This is a genomic window from Allobosea sp. P1_A7, assembly GCF_056406775.1.
This window is the reverse complement of the sequence record NZ_JBFTZN010000091.1, coordinates 1-19140: the sequence shown is the minus strand read 5'-3', so window position 1 is coordinate 19140 and position 19140 is coordinate 1. Positions and strand designations below refer to the sequence as shown.

The window sequence follows — 19140 nt, the reverse complement described above, 5'->3', positions numbered from 1 at the left end:
GTCTCCCGGGGCGCGCCCCGGGAGACCGGCGGCAGCGTTATCACCGATGCTTCTCCCGACGGTCGGGAGAGGGATTTCGGTGATCAAGCTCGGGGAGATGATTATGATCCTGGATCTTCATCGGCAGGGCCCGTCGGTGTCGGCGATCGCCAAGGCGACAGGTGCCGACCGCAAGACGGTGCGCAAATACATCGCGCGAGGACTGGAGCCGCCAGCATACGGGCCTCGCAAGCCGCGGCAGGCGGTACTCGATCCCTTCACATCCTATCTTCGCGAGCGCATCGCTCGCTATCCTGGCCTGACGGGGAGCCGTCTATTCCGGGAACTGAAGGATCGCGGCTACTCCGGCGGCTACACGGCCGTCACAGACTTCCTTCGTGACATTCGCCCGCCGCTGCCGATCAGGGTTTCGAGGTGCGCTTCGAGACGCCGCCCGGCGAACAGGCTCAGGTCGATTTCGCCCAGTTCCAGGTCGTCTTCACCGACGAGCCGACGACGCCGAGGATCGTCTGGCTGTTCTCCATGGTGCTCAGATTCAGTCGATTGATCTGGGCACGCTTCGTCGTCCATCAGGACCTGCCGACGGTGCTGCGCTGCCACGTCGCCGCCTTCGAGGCCTTGGGCGGCTCTCCCAATGAAGTGCTCTACGATCGGATGAAGACCGCCGTGATCGGCGAGGCCGAGACCGGCGGCATCATCTACAATCGCGCCCTCGTCGACCTCGCGCGGCATTATGGCTTTCATCCCAAGGCCTGCAAACCCTACCGCGCCAAGACCAAGGGCAAGGTTGAGCGGCCATTCCGCTTCATCCGCGAGGACTTCTTCCTTGCCCAATCCTTCCGCAGTCTCGACGATCTGAACGGGCAGCTCCGCCATTGGCTCGACACCGTCGCCAACCCCAGAACGCATGCCACCACGCGGCGTAGCGTCAGCGAGGCTTTTGCCGAGGAACAGGCATCGCTGCGGCCGTTGCCCCTGGCACCATTCCGTTCGGTCCTGAAGCTTGAACGGCGCATCAGTCGTGAGGGGATGGTCAGCGTCGGCGGCAACTTCTATTCCGTTCCCGACGCGACCAAACGCCGGACCGTCGAGGTGCACACGCTGGCCGAAGAGGTCCGCATCTTTGACGATGGTCTTTTGATCGCCGCCCATCCCGTTCTCGAAGGCACGCATCAGCGGCGCGTCGAGCCCCCATCGCAAGATCCACGACCGACAGCGTCGTCACGCCCATCACGATAACGGCGTCACCCTCCGCAGCGCCGGCGACAAGGTGGCCCAGCGCCCGCTCGCCTTCTACGACGCCGTCGGCCGCGCATTGGCCCAGGAGCGGCGCCCATGACAACCTCCCTGGACATCACACCCCTCGACGATCGATCGGATCCGGCACGACCTCGTCGGCTTGAAGATGCCGCGGGCCCTCGAGGCGCTCGATCATGTCGTGCGTCGGCTTGAGCAAGGCGAGATTGCCGCCCTCGAGGCCATCGACATCCTCCTCTCGGAAGAGCTGACCCTTCGCGAAAACAGCCGGATCAAGACTGCGCTGCGCATGGGACGCCTCGCTACCATCAAGACCCTCGCCGGCTTCGACTTCTCCTTCCAGCCCTCGCTTGACCGTGATCGCATCCTGGCGCTCGCCCAACTCGGCTTCATCGCCCGCGGCGAGGTCGTCCACTTTCTCGGGCCGCCTGGAACCGGCAAAAGCCACCTGGCCATCGCTCTCGGCGTCGAGGCCGTCAAAGCCGGACGGAGTGTCTACTTCTGCACGCTCGCCGAACTCATTGCCGGGCTCGCCCAGGCCGAACGAGAAGGCCGCCTTCGGGAACGCTTGCGAGGAGCAACCCGACGCGGTCTGGCAGGAGCTGGATGGTTTTCTAAAAGGCGTGGTCGAACCGGGCTGATGCACGTCGGCTTTTCAGCGGAGTGTTCTTCTGGATGATGGAACGATGGGATCCTCGATTTGGTTAGAAAATTCGATCACGACATTGTTTCAAGTACGGAGCCTGAAATGACTAATGACGAGATTTGGGATCTCGAGAAGCGCTTTTGGCTTGAAGGCCTGGAGACATACGAGGGCCTGATGGCCCAGGAATGTCTAATGGCATTTCCCCGCATCGGCGTCATAGGCGCTGACGAAATTGTTAAAAGCTTGAGGGGAGCACCCCGTTGGTTATCGGTCGAGATGTCTGACCGACACACCCGTCGGACTGACTCTGCACTGGTTATCCTCGGTTATACGGCATCGGCTCGCCGGAAGGACTCCGAAGTATACCGATGCTTTTGCACTTCGACCTATTGGGCTCACGACGGTCATTGGCGCCTAGTCCAGCATCAACAGACATCCCCCAATTGACTTGAAGGCGCTTTCTATCGGCCGCGACAGATAGGATCCGAGCCTGGGGGCTTGGACATATGACGATTTCAGAGCTTCCGCTTAAATCGAGCGTCGACATCGACGAGCCGGTTCGGCGGTTTGAAGCCTTCACGGACGCAGGGCGCCGGCGGGACAGGTCGGCCGAGGTCATGGCCTCCGCAGCAGTTGTTCACCTGGCGGCGCGAGCTCCGCAAGGCGTGCCGGCGGTGGTCCGCACCGGAACTGCACCACTTTGGAGCGGACGGTGCGACTAACACGCCCCCAGCCGCGGCGCAGTCCAAGCATCCCTTCTCGGGCTGATCGCAGGCGTTGCCGCGGCTTCGAGTTACTGCTGGGGCGCTAGCCAGGACAGATCAGCCAGCAGCGTGCCATCCCCACGGTCGTCATTCACAGGATCGATTTTGACGATCGATCCGCTGTCACCATCGGTCTGGAAGAACGATAGCTCTTGTTTCGCCTGATCGATTACGAGTACCGACAACCGACCCGTCCAGCAGGCGCCCGTGTCCAAAGATATCCTATTCTCGGTGACCACCGGTCGAGGAGGGGCCATAACCGAGTGGCCGTGGACGATGACCCGAGGCAGCTTGCCGTGATGATCGAGAAATGGCTGACGGATCCCCATCRAATCATCAGGCGATTGACTCCCTAAGGCGACGCTGGGCCTAACGCCGGCATGCACAAATAGAAGAGGGCCGTCCTCAACCATGAAAGTGGATCGGCGAATTAGGTCGAGATGGCCGGGATGCCGACTAAGGATGAAGCGCTGTGCATCGTCGATGTCGAGGTCGCAGTAGGAGTCTATGGTTTCCCTGCCGCCGTCATGGAACCAAGCGCGGAGCCGGCGCCGGTCATTCTCCAAAAATCGGAGGAACCAGTCGTCGTGATTGCCACGCAGAAAAATTGAGGCAGGATGGTCGGCCAGGGCACGACCCACAATCTCGAGACACCCCTTAGCATCTCGGCCACGGTCGACAATATCGCCAAGGAAGATGATGCGCGGCGTGCCGCCCCTGCGAGCCGCATCCTCCTCGCAGAATGTGATGACGGTTTGAAGGAGGTCAGAGCGGCCGTGGACGTCGCCTATGGCGTAGGTGAGAAGCATACGCACCAGCGTACACTATTCCAGGAATGTAGGGGGCAGCCGCTGCGATTGTCAGCGAGCAATGCGGGTCGTCGAGTTGTAAGAGCGTCGCCGTCAGGCGACGTCCCTGAGAGCGGGCTGTGCCGGATAGGCCCAGGGCAGCAGTTCATCGATGCGGCTGTTGGGATGGCCGCTGACGATTCTGGCGATGACGTCGGTGAGATAGGCGTGCGGCTCGACGCCGTTGAGCTTTGCGGTTTCGATGAGCGAGGCGATGACGGCCCAATGCTCTGCACCACCGTCGGAGCCGGCGAAGAGCGCGTTCTTTCTGGGGCGAGCGGCCTGATTGAGCGCTCGATGGTGTTGGAGTCGATCTCGATGCGGCCGTCATTGAGGAAGAGGCTCAAGCCCTGCGAACGCGAGAGTGCGTAGCGAATCGCCTCGGCGAGTTTCGTCTTTGCGGGCCCGGACTGAGCGACCTCATAGAAACGTCGCCGCACATGCGACCAGCACAGGGCCAGGCAAATCTCGCCGCTACGGCTATGGTGACTATAAAGTGCTGGCCGATCGCTTGACGTTGCGGGGGGCACGGCAAAGAATTGGGGGCGTGATCCGCTCGCAACAGCACGTCCGCTGAGAATGATTCTGACAGGCAGCCAGCCCGTTACGGCCTGCTCAATCGGAACAAGTGTGCAAGGCAAGCGTTCGCGCCAGAGGCCGCAGGAGCACTCACGATGCTTATGGTCTGGCTGGGAGCTTTGTCGTTTTTTGCTGGTAGTCTGGTTCTGGTCGGCAAGGCCGTCTGGAAAGGGCCAATGAGCCGGGCCGATCGGTCGCCTGCGGATGACACGCATCAGTCCCTGGAACCTCCAGGGCCCGGCATCTCGGTCTTTGCCTTGTCACGGAACTGGCCGGGTTTGGCGCTCATGGGGCTCGGCGCGGTGCTTTTGCTCCTGGGCGGAGTTTTCTGAGCGATCGGCTCAAAGAAACTCCACTCAATCACTCAGGAGACGACACCGGACAAGTCCGCGGACGCACCACGGCCCCTGTTCTCGTCGAATCGGATCCAGCCTTCGCGTTCGTAGAGGGCTCGCCTGTCCTCCCGATCGATCGGCCGGCCGCTCCTCATGATAGCTTCGGCGATAGCTCCGACACCATCCACATTGCGGACGGCAACAAGTGCGCCGCCACGCCTGACCATCTCGGCGACCGTGTTGGCATCGCTGTCGTTGAGGCCCGCCCCCGTCAGCGCCCCTATCAGGGTTCCCGCCGCCACACCGCCAGCGGCACCCAGAGCCGTGCCCGCTATCAACCAGCCGGCCGCAAGCACCGGGCCGACCCCGGGGATAGGCAAGGCGATGAGGGCTCCGAGGAGCCCCGCCCCGCTACCGACCAGGCCGCCAGCTTCCGCAGCCTTGCCGATAGCATCATGCCGACCGACAATGCTGATCTGGACTGCCGAAATCCCTGCAGCCTCAAGTTCCCTGACGACAAACGCCGCCTGCTCGTAGCTCTCGTACGACCGGATGAGGGTGCCTGCCATGAAGGCCCTCCTTTGCTGGATTGTACCCCTGACGAACCCACTCTGCGCGCGCTTGTTCCCCTCCACTTGCGCAGGGTTCGACTGCCCGACTTTGGGTAGAAACTTCAACCGCTTCGATTATCCGGCCCTTTTGAGCGCTGTCCTTCAAAATGAATGCCCGAAAACGTCGGCCTGATGATACAATGAGTTGACCTGCTGTTCGGAAGGTTGAGGCCCGCTCCGACTCCGCACGCGCGCGCCTCAATACTGTTCGGACCCGTTAGCAATTGACATTGCGACGAGCCAAATTCGATGCTCGAATTATCCATTCGCCCGGCGAGACGTGCGTTTCGATAAGGCCTGGCAAAGCCCGCGAGGGTTGATGGAGCGAAGCATGGACGGCCACGCGAAGCCCGCGGTCCGCAGCTCGAGCACAGTGGCTGCGAACGATCTTGCCCGCCAGGTGCTGGAACAGACAACACTCTTCCACTTCACCGATCGGTTGTTTCGAGCCCGCACCCTCGCCGATATCTATGAGGCAGCCCTCGACGCCATCTGTGAGGCCCTTATGTGCTCCCGGGCTTCCATCCTTCGCTTTGACAATGGCGGGACAATGCGTTTCGTCGCCTGGCGCGGACTTTCGGATACGTACCGCGCAGCTGTCGATGGTCACTCGCCCTGGAAGCGCAAGGATCGAGAGGCCGATCCGATCTTCGTTTCGGACATCGCCCATTCCGACGAGCCACAGCAGCTCATCGAGAGGATCATCGGCGAAGGCATCCAGGCTCTGGCCTTCATCCCGCTCGCCGGAGCCGATGAGCTGGCCGGGAAGTTCATGGTCTATTACGACACGCCCCGGGTGTTCACCGATCATGAGCGCGATCTCGCCCTGCTCGTCGCCCGCCAGCTCGGCTTTGCCATCGAGCGCCATGCCAGCGATGCCGCTGCCCGCCGGCTGACGGCGCTCGTCGAATCCTCCGATGACGCCATCATAGCCAAGGATCTGGACGGATATATCACGGACTGGAACCCCGGCGCCGAGCGGCTTTTCGGGTATCGACGCGAGGAGGTGCTGGGCCAGTCGGTCATGCTGCTCATTCCGGAAGATCGGCAGGAAGAGGAGCCAGGAATACTGGCACGCGTTCGCGCAGGAGAGCGCATCGAGCGCTTTGAAACGATCCGTCGGCGCAAGGATGGGACGCTTGTCGCGATCTCGCTGACCATTTCGCCGATCAAGGACGCCAGGGGTGCGATCGTCGGGGCGTCGAAGATCGCCCGCGACGTTTCGGATTGGCAGCGCGCGCAGGAGCAGCAAAACATGCTGCTGCGCGAGATGAACCATCGCATCAAAAACGTGTTTGCGCTCACCAGCGGTATCGTCAATCTCAGTGCGCGCTCGGCCTCCAGCCCGCTTGAGCTCGCGGCAACGGTTTCCGAGCGACTCGCCACTCTGTCGCGCGCGCACGCCCTGACGATGTCCGCCATCGCCGCGGGCGGCGAACCCGCGGCCGCCACGCTGCACGCTCTGATTGGGGCAATACTTGCTCCCTACAAGGCCGGTGAGCGGCCGCGCAGCGAGGTTCGCGGGGCCGACATTCAAATACCCTCCGCCCTGGTGACATCGCTCTCGCTGCTGCTCCATGAGTTTGCGACCAACGCTGCCAAGTATGGCAGCCTCTCCACCGAGGAGGGCATCGTCGAGATCACATGTTCCGATCGGTTGTCGGAGTTCCTGATTGTTTGGCGCGAGCGCGGCGGACCGCCCCCGACCAAAACTGCAAGCGAAGGCTTCGGCAGCCGGCTGGTCAAGGCGACGGCAAGTCAGCTGGGTCGGATCAGCAGAACCTGGGACCCGTCGGGCGTGGTCATCGAACTTGTCATCGAGCGTGACAGACTCGGAGAGTAACTCTTAGGAATCCCCACGTATCCGCTATTCGCTGCTCAATTCCATGGATCGTCGCTGCGCGATCGACTCGGTGAGCCGCGGGATTTTTCGCTCACGTGGCCGGAGCTTTTTATAAGGGCCTGCGTTATCAAAATCATGCGGAGCCTTGGGCCGCGAGCCGGGTGAACGATCTTGAATATGCCGCTGGCGCCCTTTCCGATCGTGGGTATTGGTGCATCTGCAGGTGGTATCGAGGCTTTAAAGACATTCTTTGAGGCCCTGCCGCCTGATACAGGCATGAGTTATGTCGTCGTCACGCATCTAAGTCCCGATCGGGAAAGCTATCTCCACGAGATTCTTGGGCGTTTCACGACGATGCGCGTGATACCCGTCAAGCGGGATGCGCTGGCGAAGCCCAACACCGTCCATGTCATGATGCCTGGAACGGTCTTATCGATCAGTGCGGGCAAGATCCGCGTGCGAGTCTTGCCAAAGGGACAGCGTGAGCCCAAACCGATCGACGTGTTCCTGACCGCGTTGGCGCATGACCGGAAAGAACATTCGGTCGGAATTATTCTGTCGGCGGCGATGGCGATGGCGCTCTCGGCGTCAAGGCGATCAAGGCCTTGTCGGGTCTTACGCTTGCGCAGACGGTTGGCGGCACCGGTCCGCGCCATTCCGGCATGCCCGAATCCGCGAGGGCTACGGGGATGGTGGATTTCGCAGTTCCCGTCGAGGAGATGGCGGGACGACTACTCGACTACACGCGTTCAATACGTCAGGCCAACCTGACGCCAGGCGAAACGAGCGACGAATTTCGCCCGCGCGCTGAGGATATCGAGACGATCCACGAGATCCTGCGAGCCAAGGCTGGTCATGATTTCGCGGGCTATAAGCAGAATTCCTTTTTGCGCCGCTTGCATCGACGTATGCAGATTGCCCGCATCAGAAGCCTGCATGACTACATTGCTCTGCTGTCGGAGAACGCCGAAGAGGTCCGGACTCTCTTCCACGACCTTTTGATCAACGTAACGGCATTCTTCCGCGACCCCTCGGCCTTCGCCGCACTGGCGAAAAACATCATCCCGAAGCTCTTCGAATCTCGCGGTGTCGCCGACACGGTGCGCGTTTGGGTCCCGGGATGCGCGACGGGGGAAGAGGTCTATACGCTCGCTATCTTGATGCGTGAACACGCCATGTCGCTGCAGGTGCCTCCCTCTGTCCAGATCTTTGCGACCGACATCGACGTCCATGCACTGAATGTTGCGCGAGCGGGGCGCTATCCTCCGGCGGTGCTCGCCGGCGTCAGTCCCGAGCGCTTGCGACAATTCTTCCGGCTCGAAGGCGGTAGCTATGTGCTGACAAAGGACGTCAGGGAAATCTGCAACTTCTCGCCGCACAGCGTGCTTCGGGATCCGCCCTTCTCCAGGATTGATCTCGTGTCCTGCAGAAATCTCCTGATTTATCTTGGCCAGGATGCGCAGGCGCATGTGCTGCCCACCTTTCATTATGCCCTACGACCGTCGGGATATCTGTTTCTCGGATCGTCCGAAAATGTCAGCCAGTTCGCGGAACTGTTCACCGCTGTGGACAAAAAGCATCGTATTTTCCGCAGTCGGTTCGAGGCCAAGTCGATGGTAAAGCTTCCGGCAGTCATTACCGGATCACAAACGACATCGACGCACGAAAAAGGGATCAACCTGCGTCGGAGCGCGAATACTGTAGCGGAGTTGCGGGATGTCGCTGAAACGAGGGTGCTTGAGCGGTTCGCTCCGCCCCATGTCATCGTCAATTCCGACGGCGACATCATTCATTTCTCGGCCCGCACAGGTCGCTTTCTCGAGGCTTCCGTCGGTGTGCCCAGCCGGCAACTGCTGACAATGGCTCGTAAAGGCCTGCGCCTGGATCTGCGGGCGGCATTTCGCGAAACGATCGAAACGGGGCGGGKCGCGACCCGCCATCATGTGCCGGTGGAAGGCGACGGCGATCGCGTCCAGAACATCACATTGACGATCGAACCCTTCAGCCTCCGCAACGATGGCGCCTTCTACCTCGTCATCTTCTCCGAGAGCGGTGAGGTTTCCTCCGAATCCGCCAGCGCATCGCGATCGGTGGATCCCGTCGCGGTCCAGCTCGAGCGGGAGCTGCAGGACACGCGCGATCGGCTGCAATCGATGGTCGAGGAGTACGAAACCGCGTTGGAGGAGCTCAAATCCTCCAACGAGGAACTCGTTTCCGTGAATGAGGAACTTCAGTCCTCCAATGAGGAACTCGAGGCTTCAAAGGAGGAACTGCAGTCTCTCAACGAGGAACTGCACACCGTCAACGCGGAGCTTGCCGGCAAGGTAGACGCCCTCGATCTCTTGAATGCCGATCTCAACAATCTCTTTGAGAGCACGCGTGTCGCGACGATCTTTCTCGACAAGGATCTCGTGATCCGGTCCTTCACGCCGGCGGCATCGCAGATATTCAATGTTCGGCCCAGCGATCACGGGCGGCCTCTGAGCGATTTGTCGAGCCGCATCGATCTGCCCGCCTTGAAGGAAGACGTCGATCAAGTCCTGTCCGAAGGACAGCTCATCGAACGCCAGATCGTCCATGACGAAGGCCGCCAACATTTTCTGATCAAGATCGCACCGTATTTCACACAGCAGAAGAAGGTCGATGGTGTGGTGATGTCCTTTGTCGACATCACCAGCCTGACGCTCGCGGAAGCACAGAAGCGTCTGCTAAACCTCGAACTCAACCACCGCGTCAGGAACATGCTCGCTGTCGTCATCGGCATCGCCAGGCAGATGGAGAAATCGGACGGCTCTCCCAAGCTTGCCAGCGAAACCTTCGTCAATCGACTGCTTGCGATGTCTCGTGCGTTTGAGGCGCTGTCACGCGAGAACTGGAGCGGCGCGAATGTTGGTTCGCTCGTCCATGGAGAAATTCAACCCTATGACAATGGACGCATCAGGGCCGAGGGACCGGACGTTCGCCTGTTTCCAAACCAGGTCCTGTCGATGGGTATGGTCTTGCACGAGCTCACCGCGAATTCGGTGCGCTACGGCGCGCTGTCGTCCGACTCGGGCAAGCTGTCGATCGCCTGGCGTCTGGAAGGCGAGGAGCATTCCCGGCAGGTCAGCGTGACCTGGAGTGAGCGCACGGAAGCTGAGATCATACCGCCCGAACGCTATGGCTTCGGTCTCAAGATTGTCGAACGTGAAGGGGCCTATAACCTGAACGGCAAGACAGTGATCGAATTCTCCAAACATGGGCTGGACGTCCATTTGACGTTTCCCATCGCGTTGGAATCGGCCGCTGCTGCCTAGGCGCGGTCGGAGCGGCGACCGCGATCGTTCAGCCGAGCGCATCTGGCGACACAGTTCTGAATGGCTCCGCCAACATGCTGGCGGAGCTTCTTTGCTGGTGACGTTTGACGTTGCCCCATTCTTTTCTAGCGCTCAGTTCGTTTCGGTTTAGAGCCCGTTTTGGCAGGCATAGACACTAATGAGCGTCTGCTTTCGTTAGTTTCTCAACGTCAAGTGGAGCGGCCCTCAAATGCGCTCTTCCCCAACCGGATCCGGTTCTATTTCCTCAAAGACGGGCTGAAGACCTTGCTGAATGTCGCGAATGCCATCGGTCCGCTGATGGTTCTCATCGTCGGTGGCTGGATGGTGATCCAGGGGCAGACGACGATCGGCACCGTCGTCCCCTTCATCTCGGGCCTGGAGTGCCTTTCCAGTCCCTTGCGCGACCTGCTCAACTTCTGCCGCGAGTACCAGCAGGCGAAGGTGCAGTACCAGATGATCGGGCGCTGGGTCGAAGGCAAGAGCTGAGCCGGCGGCGTCTGGTCCACGCCAGGCGGGCCGTATCGGCCAGCCGCCCGGCTTCCGTCCCGACACAATCCGCGCGGCGGGCATGGAACTCCACGCGGCGAGCAGGGTTCATCGCGAATAGTGTCCATGCGGATGGAGAAACCATGCCGAGCGACCCGATGAGCCAGACCCCGCCACCAATCCGCGACGAGCCCGGAAATAATCGCCTGGTCATGGATGTTCCCGGCGGCCAGGCTTTCGCGACCTACCGGCGCATCGACGGCTATCTCGTGGTCTCGCATACCGAGGTTCCGCCGGCTCTGCGCGGTCGCGGCCTCGGCTCGCAACTCGCGCGCGGCGTGTTCGAGTTTGCCCGCGGCCGGGGCGAGAAGATCGTGCCGGCCTGCTCTTTCCTGGCAAACTGGGCCAGCCTCCACCCCGACTCCCAGCACGTGCTCGCCGGCCGTGCGGAGGCAGCACGATGATCGATCACATCTCGGTTGGAACGAATGACATCGCCCGGGCCCGCGCCTTCTATGACGCCGTTCTGGCAGAGCTTGCTGAGCAGCAGCGAGCGTGCCGTGAATACGACGCCCATTACTACGGCGGCTTCGTCTTCGACCCCGACGGCAACAAGATCGAGGCCGTCACCCGTTCATCCCGGTGAAAGGAGGATGCTATGCCTGCCAAATCTGCCGCCCAACAGAAAGCCGCCGGTGCCGCGCTCGCGGCCAAGCGTGGTGACATAAAGAAGAGCGAACTCAAGGGGGCCTCGAAATCGATGGAGACATCGATGAGCGAGACCGAACTCGAGAAGATGGCCTCGACCAAGCGCAAGGGAAAACCCGAGCACAAGACCAAGCACTGAGCGCTGCTGCGTCTCGCGAGCCGCGGCATGATGCGAGGCGCTGCGGCGGCGCGGAGATCGGGGCGAGGGTTCGTTACCGCCGAGGTCATGCCGGCGGGGATGTGCGTCCCGCGAACGGGAGCAGAACGTGTTCGCCGATTTCAAGCGGGACGACATCGACCTCGAGGGCGCGCGGCTGCATGTCAGACATGGCGGGGCGGGGCCGCCTGTGCTGCTCCTGCACGGGCATCCGCGGACCCATACGACCTGGCACCGCGTCGCCCCGATCCTGGCTCGGACGCATACGGTCGTCTGTCCCGATCTGCGCGGCTTCGGCCGCTCGTCGAAACCTGCCGACATGGCCGATCATGCCGGCTCGTCGAAGCGCGCCAAGGCCCGCGACTGCGTGAACCTGATGAGGCGGCTGGGCTTCGATCGCTTTGCCCTCGTTGGCCATGATCGCGGCTCCTACACCGCGTTCAGGGCAGCTATGGACCATCCCGAGGCCATCAGCCGCCTCGCGGTGCTGGATGGCGTGCCGATCCTCGAGGCCCTGGAGCGCTGCCGGGAATCCTTTGCGCGCGCCTGGTGGCACTGGTTCTTCTACGCCCAGCCGGKCAAGCCGGAACGTGCGATCCTGGCCGATCCCGCCGCTTGGTATGGCGGCACGGCCGAGGCCATGGGCCCCGAGAATTTCGCCGATTTCCAGTGCGCCATCCATGATCCGGAGACGGTTCACACGATGCTGGAGGATTACCGCGCCGGGCTCGGCATCGATCGCGCCCATGACGAGGACGATCGCAAGAACGGCCGCCAGTTGCGCTGTCCGCTGCTCTGCCTGTGGTCCAGCCGCGATGATCTCGAACAGCTTTACGGCGATGTCCTGGAGGTCTGGCGCCCCTGGGCTCCCGACCTGCGCGGGCACGCCATCGCGAGCGGTCATCACATGGCCGAAGAGGCGCCGGAAGAGCTGGCGGAGGCCTTGCTCGCTTTTCTGAACGACGGTCCTGAAGCCTAAGGGGCGGAGGACGCGTGTAATCTTGGTCGTCGCGGGGTCGTTGCCTGCTTCGCCTCACAGCGTTGGCCTCTTCTTAGGCGGTCGGCTCCCGCCAGAAGCGAACTACTGCCGAGGCTGGTGTTTCGCCTGCTCCAGGCTGGCGCGAGCGAGCATCGCTCCGAGCTCGGCGAGTGCTGTCATTGGAAGCACGAGAAGTATATCCGAATCGCCTGATGTCTAGAACTTGACGACGGCATCGCCGCGTGGGTCGCTGCTCACTTCGATCATGGTCGGTTTGAGCGACGGGGATCGCGATGCTCGGCTTCTCTGACTTGGAAACGGAATAGCCCTCTGATCTGGGAAATATATCACGCCGTTTAGCCCGTCCCGTTCGCCGGGCTCGGAATTTTTGCTTTTTCCCCTTGCAATCATAGCGTTGTAGCGAGTGAAGCCAATCATGCCATTCAGCTTTGCGTCGCCGGAAGACCTAGTGCAGCTTGAACTAGTGCTGCAAGAGGCCAGGGCCATCGTCGTCGCGCGTCAAAGCGATGATCCGCTGAGGGCGGCTGCCGAGAAAGAGCGACTGGCGCGGCCCGTTGCCGTTGGTTCGTAGAGAATTGAGACGCGATCAAGTCGAAGGACCGCCTGTGCAACGGAGCCGGAGTTCGGCTGTGAGCATTCGGCTCTTGCTTTTGCTGTCGCAGACGTTCCCTTCAAAATCTGACTTCGAAGCGCCCCTTGAGCGCGTGGTCGCGGGTGCGCTCACCGATGGCGGTGGAATAGGCCAGGCCGAGGTTAGTCGAGGCGCTGGCTCGCCAGTCGAGCCCGGCCTCGGCGATGAGTGCATTGCGGTCGATCTCCGCCGCATGGATCCGCGCCCGCGTGCTGCCCGCGGCGAAGGCGGCCGTTGCTTGTGGGGTCAGGTCGCCGAAGCCGTAGCGCCAGCCGAGCAGGCCGCGGGCGAAGAGCGGCATGGCACCAAGCTGCGCCTCGGCGCGCAGGCCAAGCGTCGCAAAGCCAAGCCTCTGCTCGCCGGAGAGGACGCGCAACGCCCCCGCCCCGCCTCGCTCGAGACCCGAGTCGCTCGATACCCCCAGCAAGGCAAGCTGGGCGAAGGGCTCAAATGCGAACCGCTCGAACTGGAAGGCATAGCCGAGTTCGGCAAAGGCCTGGAATAGCTCGCTGCCGCGTTTCGCACGTAGCGTATCGCCAAAGCTTCCGATCCGGACCTGACGGGTCAGGCTGGTCTCGCCGAAGGCGTAGCCCAGGCCGCCATCGAGTCGCCAGGCGCCGAAGCGCGCCCCGGCATAGAGCAACGCATGACCGCTCTCGATCCGCCCCGAGGAAAGCCGGCTATCGACGTCGAAGATCGACCGGGTGTAGCCGCCCGCGGCGCCGATCCGCAGCGAACTCGCACTGCCGTCGTAGAGCTTGAGATCAGCACCAAGAATGGCGCCGCCGGTGCGGCGCGTCAGCCCGGCCGCGTTGCCGTCGGCGCTGGTGTTGGCCTGCGCTCCAACCGCTTCGCCCCAGATGGTGAAGCGTTCGTCCAGGCGCGGATTCGGCATGTCGGCCACGCCCTGGCGGCCCCAAAGATCAGTAAAGGCGCCGGCCACCGGCGCGCCGGGCAGCGGCAGCAGGGGCCCGCGCAGGCGCCCCAGCACCGCGTCGCGCACTAGGCGGCTCTCACCGATCGCGACCGCAACGCCTTGGGCATGAGCCTCCCCAGAGAGCAGGTCGAACCCGGCGCGCGTTTCGCTGGGCTCGCTCATCACCGCGACGGCGTTCCAGACGGGACTGGTTGGCGACAAGGTGCCGACAGCGGCTCCTGTAGCCTGCTGATTGCGGGTTTGCGCGACACTGGCAAAGTCGAGATTGTTGCGGCGGAATGTGAGGGTGACGTCATTGCCGTTGCCACCGGCATAATCGAGCCGATGATCGAGGAACAACAATCTGTTGAGATCGCCGACCTTGCCGAAGGTGCCGGTGACGGCACCCGCCCCCTGCTGTTCGATGATGGTGAAGGGCCCATTCGTGATCGCCCAGCCCGCGACATTGTTCGGCGACAGCAAAAGGTCGAGCTTGGCACCGGTGATGTCGACGGACCCGGCGACCACGACGCGGTTGGTACCCGAGGGCCCGCCAACGATGGACAGGGTGCCGTGATTGACATAATCGCCCGCAACCACCTGTCGGCCGGAAGCGGTGCCGTCGCCGGGCATATGATTGCCGCCGGCGTTGATGGTTACCGGGGATCCGGCCGAGCCGATGGTGCCCCGCCCGCTGAGCGTTGCGCCGCTCAGAATAGCGATGGCGCCGCCAAGCTGGCCGCCTGAGGCATCGCCGACCGATAGCAAGCCGCCCGACACTGTCGTCGTGCCGGCAAAGCCGGAACTGTCGCCCGTCAAGCGAGCCGTTCCGGTGCCGTATTTGACAAATTCCCCTCGGCCCGAGATCGAGCCGGCATAGCTGCCGTCGGCCGCCTGATCGAGGGTGAGAGATGCGCCGGCGTCGATCGCGGCGTCGCCGCGGAAGCGGCCCGCCGCCGAGATGATCCCACCTGCCTCGATCACCCAGTCGAGCGAGGAGGTGCCGGTCAGGGTGAGGCTGCCGGCGCCGCGCTTGACCATTGCGCCGTCGATTCCGCCCAGGCCAGCGATATCACCACCGAAGCTGGCATTGCCGGCCTGGTCGAACACGACCGTGCCGGCATTGCCGATCGCGCCCGAAATCGAGCCGGCATGGCCTAGAAGGGTCCCGGCCCGGACCAACGTGTTGCCATAAGCATTGCTGCCCGTGAGCACCAGCGTACCGCCGCCCTGCTTGTGCAGATCGCCAGGGCCGGTGATGTCGCCGGCGGCTGTGAAGCGGTTGGCCCCGCCGTCAATGTCGAAGCCACCGCCACCCGTTCCGAGCACGATAGTCCTGTTGGTTGCGGTGTAGCCGGTCCCCGTCACTCGCAGGGCGCCACCATCGAAGGTCAGGCCACCGGTTGCCACGCCGAGATTGGCGTCGGACCCAACCGAAACCACGCCACCGGCCAGCGTCGTGCCGCCGGTATAGGTGTTGGTCCCGGTCAACACCAACGTGCCGCCGCCGACTTTGGCCAGAGTGTTGGCGCCGCCGTCGGCGATGACCGAACCGATCGTTGTCGAGACACCGCGGTCGACATTGAGCGTACCGGCACTGCCCGCCGCCGGCGTCAGCTGAAGGGTGCCGCCGCTCAGCACATAACCGTCAGTGGAAAACTGCAGGGTGTCGAAGCGCTGGGTTCCATCAACGGTGACGGTTCCCGCCGTGCCCGCGAACGCACCGACCGAGCTTGCCCAGCCGGCATTGCCGCTGCCTGAGACACTCGTCCAATTCGTGCCGATTCCCCGCCAGACTCCGGTCCCGCCATCGACCATGCCGTTGGATGTGGTGCTGGCGCCGTCCCAGAACTGCATGGTCTGGCCCGTGCCGAGCACCGACAGATTCACCTGGCCGGGAATCGTGTACTCCACCTTGTGGCCGGCGACCGTGAAGCCTGGGCGGGCGGAGGTGACGCTCTCGCTCGCGAAGGCGCTGCCAGGAGCCAGCGTGTTGTAGTCGAACAGCCGATAAAAGCCTGCCGCCGCAACCCGCGCATCGAGGGTCCCGCCCAGAGTCAGCGTGCCGTTGACCACGACCAGATCATTGCCGCCAGCTCCGGTACCGGCCACCACACCCGGCGTATTGAGCTCGAACACGGAGGTCGCGCCGGCGCCCAGCGTCAGATTGCTGTCAAAGGTCAGCGTGCCCGGACTGTTTCCAGCCGACAGCCTGCCATCGATGGTCACCGCGCCGGTGAGCGTGCCGGAGCCACCGAGGGTACCGCCTGCTGAGATAGTGACCGCGCCACCCAATGCACCGTTGCCGGCCGCATTGCCGACCAGCAGGGTGCCGCCCGAAACCGTCGTTCTGCCGCTGAACCCGGAGCTGTCGCCCGTCAGCACAGTCGTGCCGGAGTGGACCTCGACTGCGCCTGCACCGCCGATCTGCGGGGCAAAGCCGTAATGGCTGTCGGTGTGATTGAAGACGAGCGTGCCGGTACCAAGCGTGACAGTGGTGGCGTCGAGCATACCCGCAGCCGCTGCGCTCGCTCCCGCCGCCGCGCCGATATTCAGCGCGCCGACGCCCGACAATCCAACATAGAGGTTGCCGGAATTCGTCCAAGTCGAACCTGCGCCCGTCAGCGTCACGGCACCGATGGAATGTGTGCCGAAGCCGATAAAGCCTGTCGCACTGCTGACCGTGCCGCCGTCCGAAATGGTCAGGTTGCCACTGCCATTCAATCCGACGGCGAGATTGTTGGAAATGGACCAGGTGGAGTCCTTACCTGCCACCACCGTCGTGCCGATGGAGCCCGTACTGTCTCCGATCCAGCCCGCCGCACTGCCGACCGACCCGCCGTTCGAGACGGTGAGGTCGCCGCTGCCGTGATACCCGACGATGAGCTGGCCGGAACTGGTCCAGGTCGAGCCGGAACCGGTCACCGTCGCGGTACCGGTGGAATTGGCATTATAGCCGACATAGCCGTGGAAATTGCTCACCGCGCCGCCGGCCGCGACGGTCAGCGTGCCGTTGCCGGAGACACCGACAGCGAAATCACGGCTGCTTGTCCAGGTTGACTCGGAGCCCGTCACCGTCGCAGCGGAAGTGGAGCCCGCGCCGCCGGCGATATAGGCGGACGTATTGCTGACCGCGCCGCCGCTCTCGATGTTCAGCGCGCCGCTGCCGTCTTGGCCGACAGCGATGTAGCCGCTGTTCGTCCAGGTCGAGCCGGCGCCCGTCACGGTCACCCTGCCGGTGGAGCCGGAATTGAAGCCGATCATGCTCTCCGTGTTAGTGGCCGTGCCGCCCTGCGCCACGGTGAGGGTGCCGGAGCCGGAATGTCCAACGGTGAGGTAGTTACCGCTCGCCCAGGTCGAGCCGACCCCGGTCACCGTCGCCGTCCCGATGGAGCCCGCCTGATCGCCGATGATGCTGGACGTATCGATGCCGACAACGCCCCCATCCCCGATAGTCAGCGTACCTGAGCCGAAATAGCCGACATATATGCTGCTGTTGCTCGTCCAGCTTGAACCCGCGCCCGTCACGCTCACCGTGCCGGTGGCGCCGGCATAGAGACCGATTTGGCCGTATGTGCTGATGACCGTACCGCCTCCTTCGACAGCCAGCATACCCGGCCCGAATCTTCCGACATCCAGGACCCCGCCGACATTCCAGACGGGTGATGTGGCCGGAGAAGGATTTACGTCCCCGGACGTCGTCACGCTCTGCGCCGAAGCGGAAACGCTGGCCAGAAAGCCTCCAAGACAGCTAAGCGCCGTGGAGGCGAGGAGCACCAAGAAACGTCTGGAGGCGCCGAGCTGAAAACGAGCGTCAGCCTTTGGATCCGTCGTCGCTCGCATGCCCGCCCTCTGTCTCGAAGAGGGCACCAGATCAAACGGCTCGCATTTCCCCCTTGCTCGGGGATTCTGGTAGCAGCGTTCCGCGCGACGGTTTTGATCGATATTGCGGCGGGTTCACTCAAAACCGATGAAGATCGAAGCGTCGATGATGCCATCGTCGTTCCACGGCGCTTGCCGATGAAACTCGTAGGCAGGGCAGGCCGTCAGACGCCGCCGATGCATGGGCATCCAGACGGTGCAAATCGCGAACACTGCGTCAGCCACGGCGGAATAGGGACCTGCAACATCGAGGCTGGCATATTCGCCACTGCGGACGACATCGCCCCGAAAGGGTCCCGCGAGGCGTTCCGACAAGCGCTCGTGATCGAGAACGCAGCAATCATAGCGGATGAGGTGTTCCGGAGTTACCCCTGGATCGTCATAGAAAATGCCCACCGCTTGCCTGTTGGCCAAATCCACCCCCGCTCGGCGCAACATCGTGGCGAAGGCCCGCCAATAACTAGGGACGTGGGCGTAGCCTCCTTGAAACCGCATGGCGAGCACGGGAAGCGCGTGGTGCCGATGCGGCTTCGTCGTATCCGCAAATGCCCGATGGCGGAGCACGGGTTGAGGGGTCTTCGACCTCGCGATCAACCGCGCTTTGCGCGGAGGCAAACCATACTGCCGGGCGAACGCATGATTGAAGGCTGCCTGACTCCCATACCCTGCTTGGAGAGCGATATCGAGAATGCTGTGATCGCTGCGCGTGAGAAGTGCGGCCGCCAGACCCAGGCGCAGACGGCGCTGATAGTTGCCCAGCGTATCGCCAACCGCACGTTTCAGCCGGCGATTGAGTTGGAATGGGCTCAGGCCTACCGAGCTTGCGAGGTCAGCGAGGCCCACGCCGGACGAATTGATTGCCTCCATTCGCGCGAGGATATCGATGACTTCGAGATCGCCTACAGCCTGCGGCTTGCGATAGACACCATTTGAGCCTGTCACAGGAAGCAATAAAGAACCCATCCCGACAAGTAACCTTAGCTAGCACGCAAATGTGAGCATAATCACCATGCAACTGTAAGATAACACACTTACGCAGCGCTCGTCCTCCTCGATGGCAGCGGAGCTGGCACAGCTCATGGACAAGCAGGCGAAGGAGTAGCTCCGGGACCAAGATGCGCCATGTGCCCGAACGCATCGACTGCGACGGGCAACTGATC

Annotated in this window: 12 protein-coding genes and 4 pseudogenes; 11 read left to right on the top strand and 5 right to left on the bottom strand. The window is 62.7% G+C overall.

Annotated features, from left to right (window positions below):
- The first annotated feature begins 79 nt into the window (after positions 1 to 79).
- From istA to AC1D34_RS17430, 3 genes and pseudogenes are all read left to right on the top strand, one after another.
- A pseudogene (gene istA, locus AC1D34_RS17440) lies at positions 80 to 1339 on the top strand (IS21 family transposase).
- Positions 1336 to 1852, top strand: a pseudogene (locus tag AC1D34_RS17435) (ATP-binding protein); the annotation flags it as partial. The pseudogenes istA and AC1D34_RS17435, both read left to right, overlap by 4 nt.
- Positions 1853 to 2005: 153 nt before the next feature.
- The gene (locus tag AC1D34_RS17430; protein ID WP_476824843.1) at positions 2006 to 2350 is read left to right on the top strand and encodes a nuclear transport factor 2 family protein; all 345 of its coding nucleotides are present in this window, start codon (positions 2006 to 2008) and stop codon (positions 2348 to 2350) included.
- Between the two features lie 346 nt (positions 2351 to 2696).
- Here AC1D34_RS17430 and AC1D34_RS17425 read toward each other — a convergent pair whose 3' ends face one another.
- From AC1D34_RS17425 to AC1D34_RS17415, 3 genes and pseudogenes are all read right to left on the bottom strand, one after another.
- Positions 2697 to 3476: a metallophosphoesterase gene (locus AC1D34_RS17425; protein WP_476824842.1), complete on the bottom strand. Its 780-nt coding sequence runs from the start codon at positions 3474 to 3476 to the stop codon at positions 2697 to 2699.
- Positions 3477 to 3569: 93 nt separating this feature from the next.
- Positions 3570 to 3985: pseudogene (locus AC1D34_RS17420) on the bottom strand (IS66 family transposase); the annotation flags it as partial.
- Between the two features lie 473 nt (positions 3986 to 4458).
- Entirely contained in the window at positions 4459 to 5106 is a 648-nt protein-coding gene (locus AC1D34_RS17415; protein WP_476824841.1) for a hypothetical protein, read from the bottom strand.
- A gap of 265 nt (positions 5107 to 5371) precedes the next feature.
- Between AC1D34_RS17415 and AC1D34_RS17410 the strand changes: the two genes are divergently transcribed.
- The 8 genes and pseudogenes from AC1D34_RS17410 (at position 5372) to AC1D34_RS17375 (ending at position 12530) form a co-directional block, all read left to right on the top strand.
- Positions 5372 to 6883, top strand: coding sequence for a PAS domain S-box protein (locus tag AC1D34_RS17410; protein WP_476824840.1), 1512 nt, complete (start codon positions 5372 to 5374; stop codon positions 6881 to 6883).
- A gap of 177 nt (positions 6884 to 7060) precedes the next feature.
- A pseudogene (locus tag AC1D34_RS17405) lies at positions 7061 to 7557 on the top strand (chemotaxis protein CheB); the annotation flags it as partial.
- A 15-nt stretch (positions 7558 to 7572) separates the two neighbouring features.
- Positions 7573 to 10179 carry a CheR family methyltransferase gene (locus AC1D34_RS17400; protein WP_476824844.1) on the top strand — a complete coding sequence of 869 codons (2607 nt, stop codon included), beginning with the start codon at positions 7573 to 7575 and terminating at the stop codon, positions 10177 to 10179.
- Between the two features lie 213 nt (positions 10180 to 10392).
- On the top strand, positions 10393 to 10686 hold the full coding sequence (locus tag AC1D34_RS17395; RefSeq protein ID WP_476824839.1) for a hypothetical protein: 294 nt from the start codon (positions 10393 to 10395) through the stop codon (positions 10684 to 10686).
- A 143-nt stretch (positions 10687 to 10829) separates the two neighbouring features.
- Positions 10830 to 11150 carry a GNAT family N-acetyltransferase gene (locus AC1D34_RS17390; protein WP_476824838.1) on the top strand — a complete coding sequence of 107 codons (321 nt, stop codon included), beginning with the start codon at positions 10830 to 10832 and terminating at the stop codon, positions 11148 to 11150.
- Entirely contained in the window at positions 11147 to 11332 is a 186-nt protein-coding gene (locus AC1D34_RS17385) for a VOC family protein (protein WP_476824837.1), read from the top strand. The genes AC1D34_RS17390 and AC1D34_RS17385 overlap by 4 nt, the downstream gene beginning before the upstream one ends.
- 12 nt (positions 11333 to 11344) lie before the next feature.
- Positions 11345 to 11533, top strand: coding sequence for a DUF3008 family protein (locus tag AC1D34_RS17380; RefSeq protein ID WP_476824836.1), 189 nt, complete (start codon positions 11345 to 11347; stop codon positions 11531 to 11533).
- A 127-nt stretch (positions 11534 to 11660) separates the two neighbouring features.
- On the top strand, positions 11661 to 12530 hold the full coding sequence (locus AC1D34_RS17375; protein WP_476824835.1) for an alpha/beta hydrolase: 870 nt from the start codon (positions 11661 to 11663) through the stop codon (positions 12528 to 12530).
- A 692-nt stretch (positions 12531 to 13222) separates the two neighbouring features.
- Here AC1D34_RS17375 and AC1D34_RS17370 read toward each other — a convergent pair.
- Together AC1D34_RS17370 and AC1D34_RS17365 are read right to left on the bottom strand one after the other, a co-directional pair.
- Complete coding sequence (locus AC1D34_RS17370) at positions 13223 to 17710, bottom strand: autotransporter domain-containing protein (RefSeq protein WP_476824834.1); 4488 nt, start codon at positions 17708 to 17710, stop codon at positions 13223 to 13225.
- Between the two features lie 345 nt (positions 17711 to 18055).
- Positions 18056 to 18943 (bottom strand): AraC family transcriptional regulator, encoded by an 888-nt coding sequence (locus AC1D34_RS17365; protein ID WP_476824833.1) that lies wholly within the window; start codon positions 18941 to 18943, stop codon positions 18056 to 18058.
- Positions 18944 to 19140 lie beyond the last annotated feature (197 nt).